The organism is Pseudomonas sp. CLCA07, from assembly GCF_053615335.1.
The window spans coordinates 6004975-6031184 of record NZ_CM132131.1 but is presented as its reverse complement, the minus strand read 5'-3'; the positions used below and the strand labels follow the sequence as shown (position 1 = coordinate 6031184).

Annotated in this window: 18 protein-coding genes; 13 read left to right on the top strand and 5 right to left on the bottom strand. The window is 57.4% G+C overall.

The window, feature by feature from the left end:
• Positions 1-162 precede the first annotated feature (162 nt).
• Together ACWGZX_RS27620 and ACWGZX_RS27615 are read left to right on the top strand one after the other, a co-directional pair.
• Positions 163-5013: a dermonecrotic toxin domain-containing protein gene (locus ACWGZX_RS27620; protein WP_452626315.1), complete on the top strand. Its 4851-nt coding sequence runs from the start codon at positions 163-165 to the stop codon at positions 5011-5013.
• A 96-nt stretch (positions 5014-5109) separates the two neighbouring features.
• On the top strand, positions 5110-6111 hold the full coding sequence (locus ACWGZX_RS27615; protein WP_452626314.1) for a FecR family protein: 1002 nt from the start codon (positions 5110-5112) through the stop codon (positions 6109-6111).
• Between the two features lie 55 nt (positions 6112-6166).
• Here the strand turns inward: ACWGZX_RS27615 and pvdQ are convergent, their stop codons facing one another.
• Entirely contained in the window at positions 6167-8512 is a 2346-nt protein-coding gene (gene pvdQ / locus ACWGZX_RS27610) for a bifunctional acylase PvdQ (protein ID WP_452626313.1), read from the bottom strand.
• Positions 8513-8738: 226 nt separating this feature from the next.
• On the opposite strand from pvdQ, the gene ACWGZX_RS27605 reads away from it, so the two are divergent.
• Positions 8739-9140: a fe2+ zn2+ uptake regulation protein gene (locus ACWGZX_RS27605; protein WP_223520619.1), complete on the top strand. Its 402-nt coding sequence runs from the start codon at positions 8739-8741 to the stop codon at positions 9138-9140.
• On the opposite strand, the gene ACWGZX_RS27600 is transcribed toward ACWGZX_RS27605, so the two are convergent.
• Positions 9130-9318 carry a hypothetical protein gene (locus ACWGZX_RS27600; protein WP_223520621.1) on the bottom strand — a complete coding sequence of 63 codons (189 nt, stop codon included), beginning with the start codon at positions 9316-9318 and terminating at the stop codon, positions 9130-9132. The two genes, ACWGZX_RS27605 and ACWGZX_RS27600, sit on opposite strands and share 11 nt — an antisense overlap.
• Before the next feature lie 432 nt (positions 9319-9750).
• Here ACWGZX_RS27600 and ACWGZX_RS27595 point away from each other — a divergent pair, with 432 nt between their 5' ends.
• The 5 genes from ACWGZX_RS27595 to ACWGZX_RS27575 all read left to right on the top strand — a co-directional run bounded on the left by ACWGZX_RS27595 (position 9751) and on the right by ACWGZX_RS27575 (position 16838).
• Positions 9751-10992 carry an MFS transporter gene (locus ACWGZX_RS27595; RefSeq protein WP_452629076.1) on the top strand — a complete coding sequence of 414 codons (1242 nt, stop codon included), beginning with the start codon at positions 9751-9753 and terminating at the stop codon, positions 10990-10992.
• Between the two features lie 21 nt (positions 10993-11013).
• Complete coding sequence (locus ACWGZX_RS27590; protein WP_452626312.1) at positions 11014-12144, top strand: LuxE/PaaK family acyltransferase; 1131 nt, start codon at positions 11014-11016, stop codon at positions 12142-12144.
• 1 nt (position 12145) lies between these two features.
• Complete coding sequence (locus tag ACWGZX_RS27585) at positions 12146-14548, top strand: aldehyde dehydrogenase family protein (protein WP_452626311.1); 2403 nt, start codon at positions 12146-12148, stop codon at positions 14546-14548.
• Positions 14549-14613: 65 nt separating this feature from the next.
• Positions 14614-15903 carry a phenylacetate--CoA ligase family protein gene (locus ACWGZX_RS27580; RefSeq protein ID WP_452626310.1) on the top strand — a complete coding sequence of 430 codons (1290 nt, stop codon included), beginning with the start codon at positions 14614-14616 and terminating at the stop codon, positions 15901-15903.
• Positions 15903-16838, top strand: a complete 936-nt coding sequence (locus tag ACWGZX_RS27575; RefSeq protein ID WP_452626309.1) for a GNAT family N-acetyltransferase — start codon at positions 15903-15905, stop codon at positions 16836-16838. The genes ACWGZX_RS27580 and ACWGZX_RS27575 overlap by 1 nt, the downstream gene beginning before the upstream one ends.
• Here ACWGZX_RS27575 and ACWGZX_RS27570 read toward each other — a convergent pair.
• Positions 16827-17753 carry a LysR family transcriptional regulator gene (locus ACWGZX_RS27570; protein ID WP_452626308.1) on the bottom strand — a complete coding sequence of 309 codons (927 nt, stop codon included), beginning with the start codon at positions 17751-17753 and terminating at the stop codon, positions 16827-16829. The two genes, ACWGZX_RS27575 and ACWGZX_RS27570, sit on opposite strands and share 12 nt — an antisense overlap.
• Before the next feature lie 118 nt (positions 17754-17871).
• On the opposite strand from ACWGZX_RS27570, the gene ACWGZX_RS27565 reads away from it, so the two are divergent.
• From ACWGZX_RS27565 to ACWGZX_RS27545, 5 genes are all read left to right on the top strand, one after another.
• Complete coding sequence (locus ACWGZX_RS27565; protein WP_452626307.1) at positions 17872-18867, top strand: aldo/keto reductase; 996 nt, start codon at positions 17872-17874, stop codon at positions 18865-18867.
• A 240-nt stretch (positions 18868-19107) separates the two neighbouring features.
• The gene (locus ACWGZX_RS27560; protein ID WP_452626306.1) at positions 19108-19554 is read left to right on the top strand and encodes a DUF411 domain-containing protein; all 447 of its coding nucleotides are present in this window, start codon (positions 19108-19110) and stop codon (positions 19552-19554) included.
• Positions 19554-19988 carry a YqaA family protein gene (locus ACWGZX_RS27555; RefSeq protein WP_452629075.1) on the top strand — a complete coding sequence of 145 codons (435 nt, stop codon included), beginning with the start codon at positions 19554-19556 and terminating at the stop codon, positions 19986-19988. The genes ACWGZX_RS27560 and ACWGZX_RS27555 overlap by 1 nt, the downstream gene beginning before the upstream one ends.
• 83 nt (positions 19989-20071) lie before the next feature.
• Entirely contained in the window at positions 20072-21097 is a 1026-nt protein-coding gene (locus ACWGZX_RS27550; RefSeq protein ID WP_452626305.1) for an alpha/beta fold hydrolase, read from the top strand.
• Positions 21098-21110: 13 nt separating this feature from the next.
• On the top strand, positions 21111-22064 hold the full coding sequence (locus ACWGZX_RS27545) for a D-2-hydroxyacid dehydrogenase family protein (RefSeq protein ID WP_452626304.1): 954 nt from the start codon (positions 21111-21113) through the stop codon (positions 22062-22064).
• Between the two features lie 176 nt (positions 22065-22240).
• Here the strand turns inward: ACWGZX_RS27545 and ACWGZX_RS27540 are convergent, their stop codons facing one another.
• Together ACWGZX_RS27540 and ACWGZX_RS27535 are read right to left on the bottom strand one after the other, a co-directional pair.
• On the bottom strand, positions 22241-22600 hold the full coding sequence (locus tag ACWGZX_RS27540) for a DUF6124 family protein (RefSeq protein ID WP_452626303.1): 360 nt from the start codon (positions 22598-22600) through the stop codon (positions 22241-22243).
• 452 nt (positions 22601-23052) lie between these two features.
• Complete coding sequence (locus ACWGZX_RS27535; RefSeq protein WP_452626302.1) at positions 23053-26094, bottom strand: YncE family protein; 3042 nt, start codon at positions 26092-26094, stop codon at positions 23053-23055.
• Positions 26095-26210: the final 116 nt, after the last annotated feature.

Here is a 26210-nt window from a genome sequence, read left to right as displayed (position 1 = left end):
AGTCACCGATTAAGCGCTGTTGTACCGACGTCCTGTCAAGCCTCAACCGCCAGATCGGCTCAAGCAATATGTACCGCACATGAGCCTTCGACTGACCGTACCGTTTTCCTCCAACCAATAGCCAGTGATTGCCAACCGATCGCGGCTTATCGAGGAAAAACCATGATCGATCCTACAGCACCCTATTTTTTCGACGAGGCAGAACGCGCCTCCAATGCCCGGCAGCCCGGCGAGCGCGAAAAAGCACTGGGCTTCAGCCTTGCTGACCTGAAATGGTTGAAGAACGTGTATTTGGCGACTGAGGTCGCCCGTACCGCGCAAAAAGACCCCATGTACGTTTACCTGCTGCTACTGAACAGGGCAGGCACGCCGGATATTCCCTTGGCCGGCACTTTTGCCATGAGCCGGCCGGATGATGGAGAGGTCACCCTCTATACGCCGTGGAGAGGGTTGATCAAGTTCGCGGACATGGACGACCTCAAAAGCAAGCTCAAGGAGTGGCTGGCGTCGGACACGAGCAAACATGGGCTGTTGCGCTTTCTCTCTATCGAACAACGCTGCGCGCTTTGCGCCACCGGGACGCCTGATATTTCCACAACCGAACTCGAAGGCGCCGTGTTCCAGGACCAACAGTCCAGGCTTGAGCGCAATCAGGCACAGAACATCCAAACGATGATGAGCGAACTGCTCAAAATGCCAACGCTGCATTCAATGCTCGATGACACACTGAAAAACGCGCTGCACAAACCGTTTCCTCAACTGGACCAGCGTCTGACTCGACTGAAAAGTTTTATCAGTACGGTTTCAGCCTTCGACGAAGGTGAATACCAGCACACGATTTCCTCGCTCTCACTCAATGACGCCCTCCTTCACTTTTACCTCACCAATCAGTGGCCCGCCGGCGACTCTAGAGTCTTTGCCCATCCCGGGCACGGGGTAAGCAGCGACGCCGATAACCTGGCCTGGGAAAGCGTGGTGAAAGAGATCGCCCAAAGTTTCACGCCCCACTTGCACAGCCAGCTCGATTTATTCTGGAACACGGCCATGAGTAATGGTCTGTCACGCCGGGGTTTTTTCAGTGAGGGCTTGCGCGATACGTTCCACCTCAAGCTTCTGCTCCAGCGCCAGGAGGGCACTTTGACGACGCAGGAATACCTGCAACTGATGAAAGTCAGCCTCGCGCCCACGGACACTACGCTGCGCATCGAAAGAGTGCGGATCACCGCCCCCTTCAAGCATTACGCAGAACTGGCCTCAGCCTTGATGATTGGCGGCGTCGACACGTTGGGTTTTTTGTACACCCCGTCTCGCGGCATCGAAGCCACGGACACACTGTCCGCGATCAAAAAAATCGTGCTGCAAATGCTCAAAAGCGAAGGGCATGAAGACACGCTGCTCAATTTCATGTCGCTGGATGAACGCAGCTCCTTTCTGGCCCTGCAGCCCGATGAGTGCTTGATTGAAGGCCGACCCGTCATAGGGCCGGTATTTGAAGAAGTTATGGCCAACATCCTCGACAAGCAAAAGGACAACCTCAGTCATGCCTTGAGCCGTTACCGCGAAAGCGAAGGCACGCTGTCCCCTCATGCCTTGTTTGATAATGCGCTGGATGTCCGTGGTCTGCTCGACGACCGTCTGCAGACCTGCGATGCCGCCGGCCGCTGGAGTACACGGGTCGACCAGCGCTGGAGTGCACAACCGGTGACCGTGCGAGCCGAGTCAGCCAAGGACGGTCTGCTGCGGCTTGATTCGGTGGAGCAAGCGCTTGACCAACTCCTGGACAAGCACCCGGCTATTCCCCCAGGCCTGCGCACCCTCGCCCAGGCACAGAGCCTCATCAGTTCATCCGTGGCGAACTTGCAATCGACTTTTACCCATACCCTGTCAACGGCTTTGCGTACTGAACTGAAGCTGCGCACAGTCGCACGGACCTTGGGATCGACGGAGCAGGCCATCATCAAAACCGTGCTCGACAGCCCGGTTCACTTGCAACGAGCCGCCTTGAACGGTTTCTTGCCGGACGTATTTTCCCTGGCGTTGCAGGCAAGCGAACTTACAGACCCGTTGAAACTGGCCAGTTGTTTTGTGCTGACTGAGCGAGGAGGACTGGACCCGAAGCATTCAGGCAAGGTCATCTTGTGGACGCCTGCATCGGGATTTGAACCCTTCGAGACTCTGCCACGATTCCACACCGCGCTCGATCATCGCCTGAAAGACGACGCGTTGCGTCTGACACTGCTGGAGAACCTCGGCCGTAGCGAGCGATTGCCCGGCAGAAGTTACACGCTGGCGCCACTGCAACGGATTCACGGGCATTTTCTCGATCACCTTCAAAAGCCTTATGTCGATCTCGATCAGAGTTGCGTCACTCGCGCACTGGCCACGCCGCTCCCCCCCGCGCCGCTGACCGACCTTCTGAACCTGGTGGCGCTACGACAGCCGTTGACCGGATTACGCCGTGCTACGGACATTGCCCTGTCCCTGACGACGCAACAAAAACTTCCGGCATGGCTGGCCAAAGCCTCCATCAAAGATCTGGTACTGCACGTGGAACTGCTTCAGCAATACCTCGACAACGTCAAAGACGACCAGGATTACCTGACGGGCCTGAGGTCACTGCAGCGCACGGCGCACGCTGAACTTGAAAAACAACTCAAGACAGACACCTTCGACATCGACCCGGACAAGGTTCTAATCCAGATCAGCGCGCGCCCCACATCGCCGCCACGTGCGCAAACCCTCACCGACTTTGCGTTGACGCCTTTCAAGGATCTGGATCAGGCGCAATTCAAACTGCAATCGCTTGATGCCACCGTGATTCCCGAGGGGATGGACGAACGCTACATCAAAGACCTGATACGAAACCTGAATCCGGGCGAGCAACAGCAGAAAATACTCAGCGCAGCCCTTGCAGACACCCCGTCCAATGCCGATCGCAGAAAACGGTTTTACCGACAACTGCCCTGGCAACTGATGCATTACGCGCACACGGAAAAATTGCAGGAGCGCCTGAGCGAAACGGGGTTTGATCTGGTCCGGCAAATCATGGACATGCCCGACGCCATCGCCCGCGCGGCAGTCGACGGTGCCCACGCAATCATTCGCCCGCTTGAGTTCCTGGGGATCAAGCCGGCACAGACGATCAAGGTTGCGGGCGTTTACCTGATCGGTTCGGCCACCGACAGCACGGCGCCACAAGTCCTTGTCGCGCCACACAGTCCTCGTCACGGGATCAAGGAATATGCAAACGAAACGCAACTGCTGACAGAGTTGAAAACGCGGGGACCGCTGTTCGACTGGATACTCGCAAACCTGCCGCAGCCCGACCGGACACTGTTGGAATACCGGATGGCGATCACTCACAACCGCGGCACCCGAGCAGCAGCGTCTTCCAGCAATCACGCCAGCGAGGTCACACTGGCGTCCAATCCGATCAGGGGGCATCTGTTCAGTCAGTTGTTCAATGACAACGCCGCACTGTTGGGCCGATTGCTCGGTTGTCAGTCCGACGACAGAAAACACGGTGAATGGGCGCTCATCAAACATGTGCTGGGCGAAGACCTCCACGAAGCCTACTCATTTTTCATGGGTAAACTTGCCTACCCTATTACGGTCTGGCGCAGTTACCGGGACATCAAGCAATCCGCTGAAGACCTTCAAGCGCACAAGTGGGGAGCGGCGATAAGAGAATTCATCTACGGCATTGCTCAACTGGCTACGCTACGGCAATCCCAGGGGGTTCAAACACAGGTGTCTTCGACGCCGGATGCCGCTGTACCGCAGGCGCCCGCCACCCCATTCAAATGGCATGACGTCGACATCACCGCCCCTGAACGCACGCACTTGAAGCGCCATGAAAGCATTGATGTCGACCTGGGATCACTGACATTAGATTCAACGCTTGGGCTCTACACCCATCCAAAAACCAGAAAACGCTACGCAGCGGTTGAAGGAAAGGTGTATCCGGTCGACAAGCACGGCACTCGCTGGCGCATTGCAGGCACAAAATACCGCGGCCCTGTGCTGCGCCAAAACCTGGCGAAACAATGGAGCCTGGACCGGGAAACGCCACTGCCTCACTTCAGCCTCCTCAACCGATTGAATACCGCAATGACGAGGTGGAGGGGCATGAATATCGACGCCAATGGAATGCCGCAAATCCGACGACTGTTTCCGCACAGGGCGCGCAAGATTGACGAGGCACTGGACCAGGCAACCACCTACGCCTGGAACTGCTTTCGCAACCTGCAATTGCTGAAGACTTCCGACGACACCGTGACCCCGGTTCATCAACTAGTCGCCGACTTTATCGGCGTACCGCAGGTGCTGCCGGCGCATGTGGCACAACTTGAAAAAACCATTACTGATGTATTTGCAGCCTTGCTGGACCCCACGCTCAGAAAGCCCGATTCCAATCGTTTTGTGGTGGGCCGTTTGAGCGAAGACGCGAAATATACAATCGCCTTCATCATTCCGAAGGACGCGAAACGAAAGATACACTTGGTCGATAAATTCTTCGTTCCGGGCTTCGAACACTACCGCCAGCACCTGCTCGACGCGCAATTTCCTATAGGCGCCCATAGCCGTGCGATGACGATTATTCATGAGTTGTCACACATCGCGTGCAAAGCCGAAGACATTGCCTACCTCGACGTCAGCCGCCCGTTCGCTGATCTGCTTGGAACGTCCAACCCGATTGCCAACCAGCTCAAAACCGCGTTGACCGAACTTCAAAGCACCGGATTTTCGCTCAAGACGCCCTATACCCAGCTATTCATGATTCAGGATCCTGATACCAGCCAGTGGGAGGAACTGGGTGATACTTCTCATGAAAATACTGATCGGGTCAAAAAACATGTATTGACGTTGACCGGCGCAGAAAACCTCAGCGGAGCCCGTCATGCGTTCAAGAAAGATTCCCTGATCAGGCTAAAGGTACTGCTGGGTAATGCCGACAGCGTCGCCTGGTTGATCGGTCATCTGGGACGCCAACTGCACGTCAATACCCCCTGACCGAAAAAATAACGTGCAATTGATGGTTAATTGCCATGACGACAGTTCTCGCAGACTTCCCCGCAAGGTTAGAATGCCGGAAATCAGGATGAGTCAATGACCGACAACTCTCTATCGCCAGCCGAGTATGACGCGATCACCGATGCCGCTGCGCATTGGTGCATGCGTCTGCATGCTGTCGATTGCACCACCGAAGAACGGGTAGCCTTCGAACAATGGCGTGACGCTCATCCGCTGCATGCATTCGAATATGAAGCCATGCTGGAAATTTGGGAGGTTGCAGGGGACCTGCCGCGTCCGGAAGCGGTCGAACCCGTTGCGCGTTTTAAACCGGCCAAATCCTGGCGTAGTCTCGGCATTGCCGCCGCCGTTTGCGCAGTGGCATTGCCGCTCGCGGCTTTGAGCGGCTGGAACATGGGCTGGCTGCCGAATTCGTACCAGCACGTTGAAGCGAGTGACACTGTCCGTCAGGTCACCCTGAGCGACGGCAGCCAGGTAGAACTGAACCTTGGCAGTGAGCTGACATTCAGCAACTACAAGGATCAGCGCCGGGTGACGCTAAAAAAAGGCGAAGCGTTCTTCAGCGTCAGCCATGACACAACTCACCCTTTTATCGTCAGGGCCACAGACGGCAGGATTCGCGTCACCGGGACCCAATTCAATGTCTGGATGTACGAAGATCAGGTCCGTGTGAACCTGATCGAAGGCTCTGTGCTGGTCACCAGCAATGACGACCTTCCCGGCGATGGCTTACGTCTCGGCCCCGCCATGCAAGCGCGCTTCAAGCACGGCGACTTCACACCACAAATCAGTCAGACCTATGCCAACGACAATTCGCTGGCCTGGCGCAGTGGCAAACTGGTGCTCGATAACCTGTCATTGACCGATGCCTTGCCGTTGATCAATCGTTACCTGAGCAAACCGGTGATGGTGGCCGATCACAGCACCGGCCAGATCCGCCTCGGCGGTATCTACAACATCAAGGAGCTCAACAGCCTGGTGGCTTCCCTGCCCAAGGTGCTGCCGGTTTACCTGACCCGAAACAAAGACGGTAATCCGGTCCTCAATTCAATTCCGACCCAAACGCCTAAAAGCTGAAGGCCGCCACCCTGGCGGGGTGCGGCCTTCATGTCGGGTCCAGGTGTCTTCGCTGTCAATGCGCAACTACCTTCCCGGCTTTTTCATCCTGCTCGTGAATCGTCTGCACTTGGTACTGCGGATCTGACGTGATCTGCTGTTCAGTAAAGGGCAGCACGCTCAGTTGCTTGTTCGAAAAAGCCTGTGTCTGGTCCCGCGAATACTTCGAACCCGGATCGCTGGATAACGAAAACGCGAGTAAACCCTGAGCTTGCGGCCCCTTGTCATCAAAGGTCACTACCTGCAAATAGCTGGTGCCACTGACCACTTCACGTTTGCCATCTGTTCTGGGTACGCTTTGAATGGCGTTGTACACGCCCAGCGTGCCCGGCCCGCCATGAATCGGTGTTTGCTGGCCACCGCTGCTGACCACCTGAATATCACCCCAGCGCGCGTCAGGTTTCAATCCTTGGGCGTTCACTTGCTCTAGCGAAGCGAGCATGGCATCGCGAAGGGTCTTGGCGACATCCGCTCGTTCAATGGCCAGACCACGCGGGGTGTTTTGCGGATCGTTGGGATCAAACGCCACACGCCAGATATCGGGAATTTGTTGCAACGGTTCCATGACATTCTGAAAGTGCACAAACCCCAGTCCGCTGTCCAGATTCGCCCGGCGGTCCCACACATTGAAGCTGGTACACAAAGGTTTCAGCGCCACGGCATCGCCCCCCAGGTCACCGGCACAGAACTGCAGCAAATCGGGCATGACCTGAGTGGCCAGATACACCTGATCGTCCATCACCATCCGCTGCAAATCCGCCGCCGTCAAAGGCCCGGCCTTGCTCAGCGTGCTCAATCGATCCAGTGCAAAACGCGAGCGCAAACCCAGCGGCTGGCCCTCCTGGCTGATCAGCGGCGAAAACCCGGTGAGCGGTTGCGCCGGGTTAGCCATCCAGGCCGAATCATTGGAGTGCTGCACAAAATCCTTGCGCGACAACTGCGGCAGCTTGTCGGCGGCAAAAATACCTTTTTGCGCCGCTTGCGGGTCGATGTCCCAGGCACACGCACTGTTGGAACCGTCGAGCAGGATCATCTGTAACCCGGCCTGCGGATCACTGCACTTGGCCAGTTTTTCGGCGCTGACGTTGGGCACCACCGACAGATTCATGTACAGCGTTTGCCCCTGATCATCCACGGCCAGGGTGTTGACCCACGGGATACCTTGAAGAGTGTGCACCGAGGCCTGTAAATCCTTGAGGCTGGTCGCTTGGTTCATCGCATACCACTGCTGCAAGACCCGGTCGTTACCCAGGTTCGCATCGCGCAGGCTGTAGGCGAACTGTTGGTCCCAATCCAGTTTTCCCGGCCATTGCACAATCGGGCCAAATTGCGAGCTGTACACCACATGCTCAACCTGAGTGGTCCGACCATCGGCTTGCTTCACCTTCACCGTCAGGTTTTGTTTGTGCATTGGCAAGGACTGGCCGTCGAGCAGGTAGCGGGTCGAATCCTTGGGATCAAGCTGCAATCGATACAGCGTGAAGTGTTTGGACGAATCCACGGTGTGGGTCCAGGCCAGGTGCTGGTTGAACCCGATGTTGATCATCGGCAAACCCGGCAGCGCCGCGCCCATCACATCCAGCTTGCCGGGAATCGTCAGGTGCATCTGATAGAAGCGCATCCCGCCAACCCAAGGGAAATGCGGATTGGCCAGCAACATCCCGCGCCCATTGAACGAGCGTTCGCTGCCGATGGCCACGGCGTTACTGCCGCGATCCAGCGCAAACCGTTGCAGGCGCGACGCGGCCACCTGGAAGGACGATGGTTCACCGATCACCTGCGAGACAGCGTTGGGTGGCGTGGCACCGGCTAGCGCTTCGGCAAACTGCCCTACTCCGCCTTCGACCAGCAGACGCCGGGTCAACTTGACCAGGTCCTGGGCGCTAATCTCGCGCACCCACGACCCCTGACACTGCAACGGCAAACCCTGTTCGCGACGTTCCGCCAGCGAACGGTTGTAGCCGGCTGCATAACCTTCCATGAGTTGCTGTATTTCAGGCGTTTGCGCCTGCCAGAAACCGGCGACGGCTTCAGGGGTATTCAACCAGGTGAAAAACAGGTCGCTGACCAGATTTTCGCGCTCCTCGACCGTCAGCTGCTCCGGGCCGAAATACCGTGAACGCTCACCATTGACGGTGACAATTTCATTGGCCAGCAAACACAGGTTGTCCTGAGCGTAAACGTACCCGATGCCATAACCGAGCCCTCGCTCGTTGTCGGCACGAATGTGTGGCACGCCAAAACTGGTGCGTCGAACATCAGCGCTCGCCTGTACTGGCAGGCTGCGCGCGTTGGCCGCAAGGCTCAGCCCCACTAATAACCCTGCAAGGCTTAACCTGGTTAAATGTCTGGAAATAATCACGCTCGCTCCTGATCGAAAAGACAAACACCCTGCCGTCTCTCTGAAACGAAACAAAAGTCAAAAATTTAGGCCTGCAAAGACACTCCAGATGGCCTTCATGACATGCTGCTCACATGGCGTCGACAAATTTTCTACATTCAGGCCTTCACTATTTGTCGCGCTCGTCCGTCTAATGATGGAGAGCACCCATCACATTTTCTGGCTGGCTCGGAAAAGGAGTTTTTGCATGTACAACTCGCAACTGCCAACGGACGGTAGCAACGCGCCAACGGGCCCTGCCATGGGCTCCGCCATTTTCGATCAGCGCGTCGAGCGCAATGGCAATGAGCGCATCCGATTGCTGCTCAAAAGTTTTGGCCTGCGAACCAGTCTGGTTCGCCTGAAAGTCATCGACGCCTTGCTGGCCGCCGCCGAAAGCGAACGCAGCCTTGGCGTGCGCGGTGTGCACAGCCAGTTGCTGGACCTGGATATACCCCTGTCCTTTCTCAGTGTGCGGGAAGTGTTGAAACGATTGTGCAGCGAAGGCGTGATCATGCTCAATCCAGACAAAAGCTACAGCCTGCATCCGCACGCTGTAGCCATGCTCCATCGCGAGCCGTCAGCTCAAGGGGCGTCGCTCAAGGCTTGACCTTGCGACGCATCATGCCGTTGATCACCACTACGATCACCGCCACACCGATGGCGATGTACTGAAACAGTTTCTCGCTGATGACACCTTCGTTTTGCAGATACGAAAGGCCGAACATGATCCCCAGCACGACCAGGGAGATCAGAATCGAGTATTTCAAACGTTGCGATTGAGTCATTGCGAGTTCCTGAACCTGAAAAAGTATCCGCTTTGTATCCGAATGCATGCCAACCCCTACCTTTCTACGGGGATGGCACGCTGCAAACGGGGTCTCATGTTACAGCCGATGAAGAGATTTGGCTTCATAGCGGCGCTAACCATGAGAATTTTGAAAGGTTTCGTCGAATCACACCGCTGATTCCCCTGCTGGCGCTCTTAACGTTCACGCGTTAGAAGATCCATACTCCCTGAACAAATGCCCGCCCTGTTGCGGGCATTTTTCGTATAGGTTCAATTACTTGTTCCATTCCTGCCGCCGCACTTCGAAACATAGCGAAAATTATTGAAGCTTTGAGTCTCAATCGTTCAATGGAGCTATGGCTCTTTGATGAATACTCTTACCGCGCCACAACAATATCGTTACTTAACCTCGCGCAAAAACAGGGATGTCATGGACAAGCCTTTAATCAACATAAGCCCGCATCATTTGCTTGGCTTTTGCCTCGCAATAACATTATTCGAACTACTGACTTATATGGCCAGTGACATGATCATGCCGGCGATGTTGACCGTCACTCATGAACTGAATGCCAGTGCGCAGCATGTTCCTTTTGCCTTCAATCTGTATTTGGCAGGGGGCGTACTTTTACAATGGCTTATCGGCCCGCTCTCCGATCACTTGGGCCGCCGCAAGATGTTACTCATTGGTTGTGCGGTATTCACGGTGGCCTGTAGCGCGGCGTTCAGTGTGCAAAATATTTATACGTTCAACGGATTACGTCTGATTCAGGGAATGGGTCTGGGGTTTGTGATTGCCGTCAGCTACCCGGCCTTGCAAGAAGTGTTTTGTGAAGCGGACGCGGTAAAAATCATGGCGCTGCTGGGGAACGTTGCACTGCTTTCTCCCCTTCTCGGGCCATTGCTTGGCAGCCTGCTGCTGGAATGGCTGAGCTGGCGGGAGCTGTTTTTACTGCTGGGTATCGGCGGCATGGGAGTCTGGTCAGCACTTTACGTATTCATGCCGGAAACCGTGGGGACGTTGCGCCATGACGGTCAGCGCCTGATTGCTGTCCCGTTTGAATGGCGCGGCACCGTGCGCCGTTACACCGCGCTGCTCACCAACCCGCGATTCCTGAGCGCCACTGTCGCGCTGGGTGTGATGAGCCTGCCATTGATTGCCTGGATCGGGCTCGCGCCGCTGTTGTTGATGCAAAACCTGGGGGTCTCCGCGCTTGAGTACGGCCTGTGGCAAATCCCGGTATTTGCCTCCGTGATTGTTGGCAATCTGATACTCAACCGATTGATCGCCAACACTGAACTGCCACAACTGATTCGATACGCGCTCTGGCCGTTATGCGGTGGGCTTATTGCGTTGGTCACCCTCAGTGTCTGCGGCGTTTCGACACCTTTGCTGATCGGTTGCCTTGGGCTTTACGCCGTCGGCCTTGGCATGAGCAATGCCGCTCTGTATCGCCTTGCGTTGTTTTCAAGCGATGACAGCAAGGGGCTGGTCTCGGCCATGATCGGCATGATCTCGATCGTTGTCATGGGGGGCGGCGGCTCGATTCTCGCGGCAGCCGGCGCCGGCAACAGCCATGAATCCTTCTCCCTGATGGCGGGTATCGCAGGGCTCATGTGCCTGCTTCCTTTGCGATTTTTTCTGCGACGCCAACCTGTCGCGCTTGCCGTCTGATCCCTGACCAGAGGTCCTTTGATGATCCACTTACCCCACACTGATGCGCTATGCGCGTTAGCGAAACCCTATTGCCTGGATTCGGTGCCCGACGGCCTGTTCGATCAGGCGATGCGCGAAATCTGCCTGTTCCATTTTCAGCACACGCCGGGCTATGAACGCTGGCTGCACGCCAATGGGCTTGATGCCAAGGCGCTGGAATCGATGGATGACTGGTCAAGACTGCCGCCGATTTTCGCCCACTATTTCAAACGCCGTTTATTGACGGGTCCTTCGGGCGAAGGCGCGCTGGAGCTGACATCGTCCGGCACCAGCGGTCAGAAAAGTCGCATGCGCTATGACGCACGCAGCATGGCCGCCGCCCAAGGCATGGTCAGCCACATTTTCCGGCACTACGGCTGGGACACCCCCGACCGCCCTTGCAACTACTTGCTGCTGAGCTATGAACCCGAAGCGGCCATTAGCCTGGGGACCGCCTACACCGATCAGTTTCTGTGTAGCTATGCGCCGGTCAACCGAGTCGCCTACGGATTGCGCCTGACCGGCAAAGGACACGCGTTCGACCTGTTTGGGGTTGTCCGCGCCTTGCAGGAATTCGCCGAAGAAGGTTTGCCCGTGCGCATTCTCGGCTTTCCAGCATTCCTGTCCCAGGCGTTGCAGCACATGGACGACACGGACCTCGCGGACCTCAAGCTGCCGGCCGAGTCATTGGTGTTTCTCGGAGGCGGCTGGAAGACCCAGGCGGCACAGGAGATTCCTCTGTCGCAGTTGTATCAACGCATCAACCGTCAATTGGGTATCGCGCTGTCCCGCTGCCGGGATGGCTATGGTGCCGTGGAGCATGCCGTGCCTTACATCCAGTGTGCTCACCAGCACTTCCACGTGCCGATTTATTCGAAGGTTTTCGTGCGCAATCCCGCCGATTTCAGCGTCCAGCCCTACGGCCAGCGTGGCTTGCTGGAGTTCGTCTCTCCTTACATTTCTTCAAGCCCGGCGCATGCCGTGGTGATGGGGGACCTGGCGACGTTGCACCCCGGCGCAACCTGCGGGTGCGGCCTGGCAACCGACTGGTTTGAACTGCATGGACGCGCCGGAACCACTGCCAGCCGAAGCTGCGCGATGGCCGCGTCCGAACTGATTGGAGGGGCATGACATGTACTTGATCAATGGCCAACTGCACACCGAAGTGAACCTTGAGACAACCCTTGAAGGGCTGCACCAACAACTTCCCAGGCTGCTGAATGCGCCAATCGACAGCGATACCGTGATCGAAACCGCCACGCGATTTGCTGAGCAATTGCAGGCAAACCGACTCGATTTACCCCTCGACAATGAACAACGCCAAGGGCTTATCGACTTTTGCCAGCGCAGCACCCTCAGCACCAAGCTTGAGCGAGAACTGGGCGTGCAACCCCGCTCGCTACGGCGCATCGATTACCAGCAAGCGCGCTTTGAAAGCTGGCATCCGCTGGGACTGGTGGTGCATGTGACGCCAGGCAATGCACCGCTGCTGGCGTTCTGCGCGGTCGTTGAAAGCCTGTTGGCCGGCAACGTCAACTGGCTTCGCCCCAGCTCCAGCGATGAAGGATTGACCGCGCGATTACTCGCGGCCCTCGTGCAGTGCGACACCAGCGAGACGCTGGCCGATTTCATTGCGGTACTGCCTGTCAGCACCGCAAAGATCCCTCAACTCTGCGCTCACGCCGATGGCGTATCGGCCTGGGGCGGCGAACAGGCGCTTAAAGCCATTCGTCAGCACATCCCGGCCGGATGTCGCTGGATCGATTGGGGCCACAGAATCAGTTTCGCTTACCTGTCGCCGGATGCGGCCACTGCGTCCACGCTCGATGCATTGGTGGATGAGGTCTGCAGTCTGAATCAACAAGCCTGCTCCAGCCCGCAATGGTTGCTGATCGACAGTGACGATCCGGCGGTTTTACAGGCCTTGGGGGAGCGACTGGCTGAGTCGTTCAAACGCCGCGCCAACCAGTGGCCGGCGCTGGTTCCGAACGATCAGGAAGCGTCGGAAATCGCCACCCGCAGCGCCATGGCGCGACTGGAAAATTGCTTTGCGAACCAGGTCGGCCAGGTCTGGACCGGCACCGGATGGCGAATTATCTGGGAGCACCATCAAGCGCTGGCACCGTCTCCGCTGTTTCGTACCCTGTTGCTCAAACCCGTACCGCAGCACTTGATCGCCCGGACACTACTGCCGTGGCGTAACGTGCTGCAAAGCTGCGCATTGATCTGTTCGGCGACACAAACGCCGCTGTTGGTGCGCACGCTGGTCAACGCGGGGGTCACGCGCATTGCGCCCTGCGGGTCTATTCATGACGGCTACGCCGGTGAGCCGCATGACGGTGTCTACGCGTTGGCGCGCCTGAGTCGCCGCCTCTCGGTGAGTTTGCCACCGAATGCGGTGACTGGCCGGGCAACACTCGACGCGCTACCCGCCGCACCTGATACACACCAAGCGCCGATCATGGATAAAAACGCGTTCATGACCCTGCCCATCAGGGCCGCGGCACAGCTGTATTTTCGTTCGGGTGGAAGCAGCGGCACGCCGGCGCTGGCGGGGTTCAGTTATCGCGACTTCCAGCGGCAGATGCGCGCGGCGGCCGACGGCCTGTTCGCCGCCGGCCTCGACCCTGCGACAGACCGGGTGATGAACCTGTTTTACGGCGGCAGCTTGTACGGCGGGTTTTCCAGTTTTACCAAGGTACTTGAGCAGATGGGAATGACCCATTTCCCAATGGGGGCACCGCCGAATGACGACTTCAGCGAAATAGCGCAAATGATCGCCGACCACCGCGTCACTGTGTTGATCGGCATGCCGAGTACCTTGCACCGCCTGTTCTTCAACGAGCAAGAGCGTCTTCGCACTTATGGCGGCATCCACAAGGTGTTCCTCGGTGGCGAACATTCGGCACAGGCCAGCCTGAGCCTGATGGAAAGCTGTGGCGTATCGCAGATTCGCTCGGCGATCTATGGCTCGGTAGACGCCGGCCCTCTTGGGCATGCCTGCTCGGCGACGGCCAATGGGCTGTTTCATTTGATGTGCGATACCCAGCATCTGGAAATCGTGCACATGGAACAGGATGTGCCGGTTCAGGCCGATGAGGTCGGTCGTTTGCTGTTCACGTCCCGGGCACGGCAAGGCCAGGACGTGCGCCGGTATGACGTTGGCGACACCGGTCGATGGGTGCCTGGCCCCTGTCCTTGTGGACTCGACTCGCCGCGATTCGAGTTGCTGCAACGCCACGGCAAGCTGCTACGGGTCGGCACACAATTCATTTCACCACAGGCTCTGCAAGACAGTGTCGGCAGGCCGATTCAAATGGTCCTGGACCATGCGCCGGATGGCATGGAGCGGCTGCGCGTCTTAGTCAATTCAAACGCTGGCGACGTCCACCAATCCCTATTGACTGATGAAGCACTGGCGCACGCGGTGAACGATGGCTTTTTAACGGTGGAAATCCACGTGTGCTCTGAAACAGCGTTCACAAGAAATCCACACAGCGGTAAAACCCCATTGGTCATTGATAACCGAATATAAATAGATCCTTTGTTTGCAATAGCTTGTTTTTAACCGTCCAAACGCCTGATAAAAAAGAGAACCCAGTGAATTCAATTTATTCGCTTGAACAACTCGTGCCTTATATAAGGCAACACTCAAATTTCTACCGTAAACAACTGCAACACTTACCGGCAAAAGGCATTACTTTAAAAGATCTACCGCTGACCAACGCGGTTGATTATTGGACAGACAGTAACGACTTGAATTATTGGCCGGTGCTGACCGGGCAAGTCGATAACGGGCTGGTATTTAAAACCGGCGGATCGACCAGCCACGGCAAACTGAGTGTTTACACGTCCAATGAATGGCTCACACTGGTGAGCACCTTCAGCGACAGTGTTACTGCTCAATTAGAGGACGGTGACCGGGTCGCCAATCTGTTTTTTTCCGGCGATCTTTACGCCAGCTTTGTGTTCATCCATGACTCACTGGCGCACGTCAAAAAGTCCATCTGTGAATTCCCGTTCACGGGCAGTGTCGACATGGATGTGTTGGCCGATGCGGTGGATCAGCATCGGATCAACGTGCTGGTCGGCGTACCGGCGCAGTTGTTGCGATTCGCCGCCTACCTGCACCAGCATCTGCGCGTGCTGTTGGAGGTTGAAACATTGCTGTACGGCGGCGAAAGCCTGTTCCCCGCACAAATAGCCATTCTCAAGTCGGTATTGCCCAATGTGCGCATTGCCTCCATCGGCTACGCCAGTGTCGATGCCGGCCTGATCGGCGCCAGCAGTCGTGATTGCGCCATGGGTGAGCACCGGGTGTTTGAACCACACACCTTGCTGGAAATTGTCGATGAACTCACCGGGGAAGTCATAGAAGACTGTGATCGCACCGGTTTGCTGGTGGTCACCAACCTGACTCGCCGGCTCATGCCGCTGCTGCGTTATCCGGTAGGCGACCGCGCTTGCTGGCGTGAACCGAGTACTACACCGAAGCGAAAATTCGCACTCAGGGGCCGTAGCGCCCACAGCCAGCGGGTCCGAGTGGGTTCGCTGTCGTTGCTGGTCGATGAAATCCTGCTAATCGTGCAGCGCATCGCTCATAGCGATCAATGGCAGTTGTTGATCGAGCAAGCGGGATACAAAGACATCGTGAGTGTGAAGTGGGTGCCTGACACGCCATCAACCGCCACCGTCCCCGTCTGCAGCGCGCTGTATGAAGCGCTGGTCATGCACTATCCCGGCATTGGGCAACTGAATCGAGAGGGGCTGCTGGAGTTGCGCGTGTTGTCCTGCGCGGTCACCGATTTGCAACTTCACCCGCGATCCGGCAAGCAGATGCGCGTCCTGGACTTGCGTGTGTATGACACACCTTCAACGGAGCGTGCGTGATGTCGAACCTTGTTTATCGCCGCTACCGGCCGGGAGATGCACACGACGTGAGCCAGTTGTTTCGCATGGTCTATGGGGATCATTACGTTCAACCGGATGTTTATCTGCCGAACATGATCAGCCAACACAATGCCGATGGTCGCTGGACCTCGATGCTGGCAGTAGACGGCCAACGGGTTCTGGGGCATGCCGCGTTATGCAACGACACACTGACGGATACCACGGAACTGGCCCTCAGCGTGGTCCATCCCGCCGCACAAAGGCAAAGTATCGCGACGAACCTGAGTCGAGAATTGCTGAGACAGGCGGGTTCGCTGGGGCTCAACAGTGTCTTGATCAAACAGGTTACCCACCATCCTTACACGCAACGCATGGCGCAAAGCATTGGCTTCCATAGCACCGGATTACTCCCCGATTACGTACCGTCGCCCTTCGCCACGCCGCATCCGGAATCCATCGTGATCGGTTGTTATGTGGCCCAAGGGAACTCGCGCGCGCTACCTGACATTCAGTGGCCCGAGAGTTGCCGCCGGTTGATGCAACGCTTGAGCGCTGTGTTCGGGACTTCTCGGGTCGCGATATCGCCGCCTTCATTTGCGGTGCACATCACACAACACCATCAGCGCTACGCCATCGCCATTCACCGCTTGAGCGACCGACTGCTGGACCAGCTCTCAGCGTTGCCCCCTCATTGGTTTATCTCAGTCAAACTCGCGCTGTCACGGCACTTTGCCGAAGACCTTCACCGTTTGACGATGCGCGGTTTCACCTTCACCGGATTGATGCCCGCGCCCGGCAACCAGGGATGGTTCGCCCTGTTTCATCGTGGGGCGCAGCCGCGCAACCTCAACCTGCATTGCCCTGACATGCAACAGTTGCACGATGACTTGCAACGCAATGTCAGGGCACTGGACAGCGCGTGTTCAGCCGCTTGAATCCTTTCTGTAAACGTTAAGTCCCGGCTGCGCGCAAAGCTCCACCAGCCAATCGACAAACACCCTCACCCGCCGGGACAACTGGCGGTGAGGTGGATAAAGCGCCGTCAGCGGCATTACCGGTGGCGGCACCTTAGCGAGCACTTCACACAGACGGCCTTCTTCGAGCTGGCGGGCAACGTGGTAGTAAGGGGTCTGAATCAGTCCATACCCCGCCTCACAGGCCGCCAGGTAACCGTCGGCGCTGTTGACCGCGACCTGTTTGGGCAAATCCATGAGTTGAACCTCGTCATTGACCTTGAATTCGAGCCCGTAACGCTTACCGGTACTGCCGGAGAAATATTCCACCATCCGGTGCCCCGCAAGGTCAGCCAGGCATTGAGGTGTTCCGTGGCGTTGCAAGTAGTCAGGGCTGGCACATGTGACCTGATCCAGCCTGACCAATGGCCGTGCCACCAATGAATCATCCAGCACCAGGCCACCGCGCAGCACGCAATCGACGCCTTCGCGGATCAGGTCGACGGGGCGGTCATTCAAGCCGATCTCCAAATCAATCAAAGGATAACGGCGGGTGAATTCCGGCAGCGCTGGAATCACGATCAAACGCCCGATTCCTGCCGGCATGTCCACGCGCAGCAGCCCTTTGGGGTTGTGTCGCGCGGCGGAAAACACCGCTTCGGTCTCCTCCAGATCTGCCAATAACCGCACACAACGGGGGTAATAGGCAGCGCCGTCGAGGGTCAGACTGAGCTGTCGCGTGGTGCGTTGCAGCAGTTGCACCCCGAGGTGCGCTTCAAGCTGCTTGATCAGCGTAGTGACCGACGCTCGAGGCAATTGCAGGCTGTCTGCGGCTTTGGCAAACCCGCCGAGTTCGACGATTCGGGTAAACACGCGCATGGCGTTGAAACGGTCCATTGCGAAGGCGTCTCTGCTGATTATTTGGAAATTACGAATAGTGATAGCAGTTTTAGCCGGTTTATCTTGTTTTTACCAAGGTCAACACTGTGCATTCACACCACAGGGAGTTGATTTCATGCAAACACGTCAATTGGGCAAAAACGGCCCGCGGGTTTCCGCCATCGGCCTGGGCTGCATGGGCATGACCGATTTCTATACCACGGGCGTGGACACCCGCGAGGCCACCGCGACCTTGCATCGCGCGCTCGAACTCGGGATCAACCTGCTCGACACCGCGGACATGTACGGCCCTCACACCAACGAAGCATTGATCGGCAAAGCCATTGCCGGTAAACGCGACCAGGTGTTTCTGGCGAGCAAGTTCGGTATTGTCCGTGACTCGTCCAACCCTACCGCACGGGGTGTGAATGGCCGACCGGAATACATTCGCGAATCCATCGACGGCACGCTCAAACGCCTCAACATTGAAACCCTCGACTTGTATTACCAGCACCGCATCGATCCACAGGTGGCCATCGAAGAAACCGTCGGCGCCATGGCCGAGTTGGTCAAGGCCGGCAAGGTGCGTTACCTGGGCTTGAGCGAAGCGTCGGCCGCAACGCTGGAGCGGGCGCACAAGGTGCATCCCATCAGTGCGCTGCAAAGCGAGTATTCGTTGTGGAGCCGCGATCAGGAGGAGAACGGTTGCCTCGCCGCGTGCCAGCGACTGGGCGTGGCGTTTGTGCCTTATAGCCCGCTGGGGCGGGGCTTTCTGACGGGCGCACTGAAAAGCCCGGATGACTTTGCGGCAGATGATTACCGTCGTTTCAGCCCGCGTTTCCAAGGGGAAAACTTTGCGAAGAATCTGCTGCTGGTGCAGCAGATTCAGGCATTAGCGGCGGATAAAGGTGTGACAGCGGGCCAATTGGCGTTGGCCTGGGTGCTGGCGCAAGGTGACTACCTGATCCCGATTCCAGGGACCAAACAGCGTAAATACCTTGAAGAGAACATCGCCGCACTGGAGGTAAAACTCAGCAGCGACGAGTTGCAAGCTCTGGAAGCGATATTCCCGGCGAATGCCACCGCTGGCTTGCGTTACCCCGAGGAAGTCATGAAGTTGCTCGACCGCTAGCAACAGCGCGCTCATGGGGCAGTTCAAGGTTCAGTGAATACCTACCCCTGTAGGAGCCGAGCTTGCTCGCGATAGCGGCGTGTCAGTCAACAGTGATGCTGACTGACACGCCGCAATCGCGAGCAAGCTCGGCTCCTACAGGGTTCTTCTGCATCACTTGGAAACAATCTCCTCCCTCATCCGTGGCTAAACTGGTCAAAATGCCTCTTTTTTTGACCGCCACCCGAGTCGAGATCCCCCATGCGAACCCACCTGCGTCTGGCCGCCCTGAGCGCCCTTCTCATTTCCTCCCTGGCCCAGGCCGCCGACCTGATCCCCATCGAAGTCCACCGCGACGCCAACTGCGGCTGCTGCAAAAAATGGATCAGCCACCTTGAAGCCAACGGCTTCAAGGTTGAAGACCATGTCGAAACCAACATGAGCGAATTCAAGCAACAGCACGGCGTGCCGCCGCGTCTGGCGTCGTGTCATACCGGGTTGATCAACGGCAAGTTCGTCGAAGGTCATGTCCCGGCGGATCAAGTGCTGGCCTTGAGCAAGCGTGACGATCTGCTGGGCGTTGCAGCCCCCGGCATGCCCATGGGTTCGCCCGGCATGGAGATGGACGGCATGAGCGATGCCTACCAAGTGATCGGCCTGAAAAAGGACGGCACGGATGTCGTGGTGGCGGACTACCCCGCCCATTGATTTCCGGGGCTTACCTTGGGCTGTTCTTCGCCGCGTTCGGTGCTGCGACGCTGCTGCCGTTGCAGTCCGAAGCGGTGCTGGTGGGGTTGTTGCTCAGCGACAAGTATTGGCTCTGGTCGCTATTGGCCGTCGCCACGCTGGGCAACGTGCTCGGTTCGTTGGTGAACTGGTGGCTGGGACGCGGTATCGAACGGTTTCGGGAGCGGCGCTGGTTCCCGGTCAACCCAAGTCATCTGGAACGAGCGCGAATCCACTATCAGCGTTATGGCCATTGGTCTTTACTACTGAGTTGGGTGCCAGTCATCGGTGACCCGCTGACGCTGGTGGCCGGCGTCATGCGCGAACCCTTGGGGCGATTTCTATTGATCGTGACCCTGGCGAAAGCCGCCCGTTATGGCGTGCTGGCCATGGTCACGCTGGGCTGGATGGGTTGAACGATCTGGCGCGGCGATTGCCTGTTTAATGTCGCCCTAATCATGCCGATCCAGCATCGGCAGGTTTCCCATGGAGTTCGCCCATGCCCCTAGCCCTCTCCCGCTGGCTGCCCAGCCTGCTGTTGACCGCCGCACTGCCCGTCGTCGCCCACGCCGAAGGACCGGAATATGGCCCTCAATTGCAGGGCTTCGAATACCCCTACACCGTCAAGCATTTTGCCTTTGAGTCCCAGGGCAAATCCTTGCAAATGGGTTACATGGACGTCGCCGCCCATGGCAAGGCCAACGGACGCAGCGTGGTGCTGATGCATGGCAAGAATTTCTGCGGCGCGACGTGGGACAGTTCGATCAAAACCCTCAGCGAGGCCGGCTACCGGGTCATCGCCCCGGACCAGATCGGTTTTTGCACCTCCAGCAAACCCGACCACTATCAGTACAGCTTCCAGCAACTGGCGACCAACACCCAACAACTGCTCAAGGCCCTGGGCATTCAAAAAGCCAGCCTCCTCGGTCACTCCACCGGCGGCATGCTCGCCACCCGGTACGCGTTGCAATACCCCGAGCAAGTCGAACAACTGGCGCTGGTCAATCCCATTGGCCTGGAAGACTGGAAAGCCCTCGGCGTGCCCTACCGCACCGTCGATCAATGGTACGAGCGCGAACTGAAACTCAACGCCGACGGCATCCGCACCTATGAGCGCAACACCTATTACGGTGGTCGCTGGAAGCCGGAATTCGAGCGTTGGGTCGACATGTTGGCCGGCCTGAACAAAGGCCCAGGGCATACGCAAGTCGCGTGGAACTCGGCGCTGATTTACGACATGATTTTCAGCCAACCGGTGTACTACGAATTCAAAGACCTGAAGATGCCGACGCTGTTGCTGATCGGAACGTCTGATACCACGGCGATCGGCAGTGACATTGCCTCGCCCGAGGTCAAGGCGAAGCTCGGTCATTACGACGTGCTCGGCAAGCAAGTGGCAAAACTGATTCCGCAGTCGACCCTGGTTGAATTCCCCGGCATGGGCCACGCGCCACAGATGGAAGAACCGGCGCAATTCCACAAGGCACTGCTCGACTGGCTGAACAAAACCAACCCGGTTCATTGATGAGGTAAGGCGGATGACTGTGCAGATTGCGGTGATCGATGATTGGCAGAATGTCGCGCGTGACGTGGTGGACTGGTCGGTGCTGGAGAGCATTGGCGAGGTGCGTTTTATCCATGACTACCCGGCCGACAACGAAACCCTGGCCGAGCGTCTGGGTGCCTATGAGGTGATCTGCGTAATGCGCGAACGCACCCGGTTCGATGAAGACCTGTTGCGCCGGCTACCCAAACTCAAACTGCTGGTGACCGGCGGCATGCGCAACGCGGCGCTGGACTTCAAAGCAGCCGCTGCGTTGGGCATTCAAGTCTGCGGCACCGACAGCTACAAGCACGCCGCGCCGGAACTGACCTGGGCGCTGATCATGGCCGCCACCCGCAACCTCGTGGTCGAAGCCAACGCATTGCGCGCCGGTCAATGGCAGCAAGGTCTGGGCGGTGATCTGCACGGCAAGACCCTGGCCATCCTCGGGCTCGGCAGCATCGGCAAGCGCGTCGCGCAGTTCGGGCAAGTGTTCGGCATGCGGGTGATTGCCTGGAGCGAGAACCTGACACCCGAAGCCGCTGCCGAAGTCGGCGTGACCTATGTCAGCAAGCAGGAACTGTTCGAACAGGCCGACGTGTTGTCGGTGCATCTGGTGCTCAGTGAGCGCAGCCGTGGTCTGGTCAACGCACAGGCATTGGACTGGATGAAACCCACGGCGCTGCTGGTCAACACCGCCCGTGGCCCGATTGTCGATGAGGCGGCGCTGATCAAGGCGTTGCAGAAGAATCGGTTGGCGGGGGCGGCGCTGGATGTGTTTGAAGTGGAGCCGTTGCCTGAACATCATCCGTTCAGGACGCTGGAGAATGTGCTGGCTACGCCGCATGTCGGGTACGTGAGCCAGCAGAACTACCAGATGTTCTTTTCGCAGATGGTCGAGGATATTCAGGCGTGGTCAGCGGGTAAGCCGATCCGGTTGTTCACCTGATACCGAGTTATCGTTCTTCGCTGGCAAGCCAGCTCCTACAGGATATACGCGAACCCGGTAGGAGCTGGCTTGCCAGCGAAGAGGCCCGACCAAACACCACAAACTCAGCGGTCAAACGCAACTGCAACTAAACCAGCAGCTACAACCACAGGTAAGTGCCTCACCACAGATCCGCGCTATCCCTGCGGATCGACGTTATCCAGCATCCGGTTCACCGCCAGCTCACCCAACATGACGGAGTGTTGAATCCCCAGCAGGGTATGGCGCTGTGTACCGTTCAGTTGCCCCGCGAAATCACTCAACATGACACTCGCTGACGCCAACGTCTCACAGGCGTTGACCAGCAGGGTTTCGTTATCGGTGTCGGGCCCAACGAAGTAGATCGTGCTGGGCTTGCGCGGGGTGTCTTTGGGAATGACCGGTTTGAGGTAGTAATCGAGGGCGCGGTCGGCGGCGGTGTTGAGTTTTTTGGAATCGGTGGATTCGTACGGGGAAACGTCGTCGGTTTCGGGTGGGTTGGGTGTGATTTTGAACATAGTGAAACTCCTACAAAAAATGGAGCCACCAAAACTTGTCGCTAAACAAATGAGGGTGGCGGCTGCACGCAGGTTAGCGAACCGGGTGTAGGCGCCCGGCAGATCCGAAGATCTCCCGCGCACAGCCGCCATGACAACAATCGCAAACATGAACAGTCTGCAAGAGAGTTTGGAGCGCTGTTGCGCCTACAAAGGTTCGGGTCGCTAAACCCGATCGCTGATTGGTCAGCGACCGGGAAACAATAGAGCCCGCCCCTTAGGCGCACAAGCCGGCGGATTCTGGCGCAGTCGTAGGCAACGGCGCAAGGATGTGTAGCCTGAGAGAGTGTCTGGAGATGTTTTTTAAACATCTCCGTTTAATAACTCGTTCAACTACCGGGGACGAAAAACCGGGTCGGTAAATAAAAGCGTTCCCTTTTCCTTCCTCCCGTCTTCTGAGCATCACCGTTCGCTTATCCGATGGCCACAACCATAACCGTGTTTCGACTCTTATTGCTGACATAGGCCCGAGTACCGTCAGGGCTGAGGGCGATAGCCCCTGTATCACCGTCGACCTGTATCGTTTTCTCCACTCTCAGGCTTGCGATATTAACGATGACGATCGTTTGACCTGTAGTTACATAAACGCGAGAGCCATCGGGACTGATAGCAAGATCTTTAAAAAATCCCCCGATGGATACGGTTCCGCTTACTGTCCAGTTCACCGCGTCAATGACTGCAATCCCAAATTGGTCCTCACAGACAACTGCGCGAGAGCCATCCGCACTGACGGCAATTCTGCCCCAATGACTCCTGACAGGAAGGGTTTTGATGACTGTCTCGCTAACGGTATTGAAGATCGCTAGACCACCATTGACAGGAGCGACAAGTGCTCGCGTACCGTCCGGGGTGAGAGCAATGCTCAATGCCTGATTGCTTGTCCCGACGGGCACGGTCTTGAGCACCGCCTGACGCTCGACATCGACAATCAGGACATGGGGTTGTGTGCCCACGCCTACGGGGAAAAAAGCGCGTTTTCCGTCAGGAGACAGGGCAATATCGCCTGGACTATTGGTAGGAACTATTGTTCGGATAAATGTTTGATTCACGGGGTCATAGAACGAGATCCCGGAGCGAGTGTATTCGGCAGTAACAAGACGCGTCCCGTCACGGCTGATTGCGATACCGATTGAGTTGTCCGCCGTCGGAATAACTTTTATGACCTTCTGATTAAGCGTGTCAATGATCGTAACCTGGTTATGACGATCGTTATGGCATGCATAGGCGCGCGAACCGTCTTGATTCAGGACCAGTCCGGACAGCCATGGGTCCACTGAAATCTGTTGAACCACCCCAAGAACAGTCACTGGCACCTCAACGGACCGCTCGCCGCTGACCACCACCAAGTCGTAGATCCCGGGAGTACTGTGACCTTTGACGCCACTGACCGTCACCGTGCCATCCGAAGCCGTAGTGAACTCACGCGCACCGCTACCACCATCAGCAAAGGTAAATCCGCTCGGAAGGGTCAACGTAAGTTCACCACCCACCACCGGCTGACCTTTGTCATCGGCGAGGCGCATTACGATGTCCTTGACCTGACCTGCCGGGTCAATGACGTAAGGCGGATTGGTGAAGGCAGGAATGCCAACCTGCACTGACCGAACGGTATAAACCTGCATCGGAAACCTGACCATCGTCGCGGTGTCAGTCTGCATGGCGAAGTTCACGCCAAAGGTGAGGGTCAACCTCGAACCATCCTTAAGCGTTTTCAGCCACGCAATGGCCGCTGTCGTGGTCAGCCCCGAAGTGGATTGATGCGGCGCGCCTGCCCATACCACCAGTTCTGTCGCAAGGCCCGCACTGTCGAAGCCGTCATAACGCAACCAGATACAGTGCCGCGATACTTGCAGCAGCCACGCAGCCACCCTCAATTGAGCCGTGTCCTGCATCTGCGCCACATCCAGCACGCCATCCCCAGTTGCGCCATCAATCGTCGGCGTAGGCAACCGCGAATCCCCATCCGCAATCCGGTTCACGGTCACCACCAATGGCGTCGATTCGGCTACCGGCTGCTCGCCCTTGATCAACTTCCAGACCAGCTGCGGCACCTTGCCGTGCCACAGCCCGAGGAAGATTGCATCGAGGATGAAGACCGCAAATTTCTGATCCAGCGGTAAATCGATAAACGCGGGCGAATCCGGCAAAGGATTCACCAGATACAGTCGCGCCTTGTCACCGGGTACGGCGCCGGCATAGTCGACACGCACGCTCACGCCTTGGGGGTAGTTCAGTGGGTCAAAGGGGTTGGGGGCGGAGACCAAGGTCGGTGGATTCAATTCAATCGTACTTTCACCCACCACCCGCGCATGGGCCACCCGCGACTGGCCAATCGGTGTTTCGCCTCGGAACACCTCATACATCACCGTGACGCTGTAGCCGGACAGGACCTTGTCATTCGGCACTTCCAGCACACAAGGCATTTTCTGGCCAAGCTTACCCTCAACCGCGCCGCTCACCGTCACCACGATGTCGGATTGCCCGGATAACTTCGCGGTATACACCGCCACGATTCGGTCGCCGATACTGATGCGGCTGTCCTCGGTCTTGACGAACACCGACAACGGCTTGCTGCCCAGTTTCTCCCGTTCGATGAGGCTCGAATCGTCACCGGGAAAGTCGGCGAGATTTTCCAGCAGAATCGGCGCTGGCAAGCGCTGGCCGGCCAGGTCCACATCGACGATGTGTGCGGCGGACCATGGCGCGTCTGTATCAGGGCCATTCCCGATTTGGTCGGTAACGGTGAACGAAAACACAAATTGAGGATGGTCTTTGGCAGCCTCCAGGTCTGAGCGTGTCACGGTGAAGCACACCGTCACCGGGGTGTCCGAACCTTGCGCCGGTGCTTGACTTGGGGTCACGGTATGCAAGACGTCATAACCGTTGCAGTTCAGTCGAATGAGGTCGTGAGCCCGGCAATACGGGTAGCGCACGCATACCTGAACGCCGGCGACGGGGAAGTCTGGGCCGACGCCGTTTTTGATCGCATCGGGCAGGAGCAATTCCAGTCGGGAATGATCATGCGGTGGCCCCGGTGTCGTGTCCTGATTGCCCGGCCGGATGTCGTTATACAGGATTTCCAGCGGTGGTTCGGAGGAGCCTTGGTTTTGACTGTTACGAATCACGGTGTACGTCATACGGTTGACGATGTCCGGCTTCAGGTGGAGTTTCGGAAGATTTATCCGTGTGTCGGAAGACTCGGTTTCAGTCTGTGCGCTGGCAATGTTGGGTTGTCCATTCAAGTTGAGCTGGACGGTATCGTTCGGCGCCTGATTCAGGTACGCAGTCACCAATACCTGGGCACCCATGGGAGGCAGGTCTACCACATGGATGGGGGCACCACAGTGCGCGCCTACCACTGGTTTTGTGCTGCCGAGCACCTCCGGCGGAAACAGTGCCAGCACGGTGTTATCGGACGAAATATCAACGGGTGGCTGGCTGAATTCAACGGTCATGAAAACGCTCCTGCGTCGGACGTGGCTGGCCTGGTTTTCGGCGCAACGGTTGGAGCGATCACACACGGATTGGCAGTGGGCTCGCTACTGTCAGATCTGACAGTAGCGACGAGTGG

Bases quoted from the DNA above. Each gene is read 5' to 3' on its own strand.
- ACWGZX_RS27620 (WP_452626315.1), top strand. From the start codon at position 163: ATGATCGATCCTACAGCACCCTATTTTTTCGACGAGGCAGAACGCGCC.
- ACWGZX_RS27615 (WP_452626314.1), top strand. From the start codon at position 5,110: ATGACCGACAACTCTCTATCGCCAGCCGAGTATGACGCGATCACCGAT.
- ACWGZX_RS27605 (WP_223520619.1), top strand. From the start codon at position 8,739: ATGTACAACTCGCAACTGCCAACGGACGGTAGCAACGCGCCAACGGGC.
- ACWGZX_RS27600 (WP_223520621.1), bottom strand. From the start codon at position 9,318: ATGACTCAATCGCAACGTTTGAAATACTCGATTCTGATCTCCCTGGTC.
- ACWGZX_RS27595 (WP_452629076.1), top strand. From the start codon at position 9,751: ATGGACAAGCCTTTAATCAACATAAGCCCGCATCATTTGCTTGGCTTT.
- ACWGZX_RS27590 (WP_452626312.1), top strand. From the start codon at position 11,014: ATGATCCACTTACCCCACACTGATGCGCTATGCGCGTTAGCGAAACCC.
- ACWGZX_RS27585 (WP_452626311.1), top strand. From the start codon at position 12,146: ATGTACTTGATCAATGGCCAACTGCACACCGAAGTGAACCTTGAGACA.
- ACWGZX_RS27575 (WP_452626309.1), top strand. From the start codon at position 15,903: ATGTCGAACCTTGTTTATCGCCGCTACCGGCCGGGAGATGCACACGAC.
- ACWGZX_RS27570 (WP_452626308.1), bottom strand. From the start codon at position 17,753: ATGGACCGTTTCAACGCCATGCGCGTGTTTACCCGAATCGTCGAACTC.
- ACWGZX_RS27565 (WP_452626307.1), top strand. From the start codon at position 17,872: ATGCAAACACGTCAATTGGGCAAAAACGGCCCGCGGGTTTCCGCCATC.
- ACWGZX_RS27560 (WP_452626306.1), top strand. From the start codon at position 19,108: ATGCGAACCCACCTGCGTCTGGCCGCCCTGAGCGCCCTTCTCATTTCC.
- ACWGZX_RS27550 (WP_452626305.1), top strand. From the start codon at position 20,072: ATGCCCCTAGCCCTCTCCCGCTGGCTGCCCAGCCTGCTGTTGACCGCC.
- ACWGZX_RS27545 (WP_452626304.1), top strand. From the start codon at position 21,111: ATGACTGTGCAGATTGCGGTGATCGATGATTGGCAGAATGTCGCGCGT.
- ACWGZX_RS27540 (WP_452626303.1), bottom strand. From the start codon at position 22,600: ATGTTCAAAATCACACCCAACCCACCCGAAACCGACGACGTTTCCCCG.
- ACWGZX_RS27535 (WP_452626302.1), bottom strand. From the start codon at position 26,094: ATGACCGTTGAATTCAGCCAGCCACCCGTTGATATTTCGTCCGATAAC.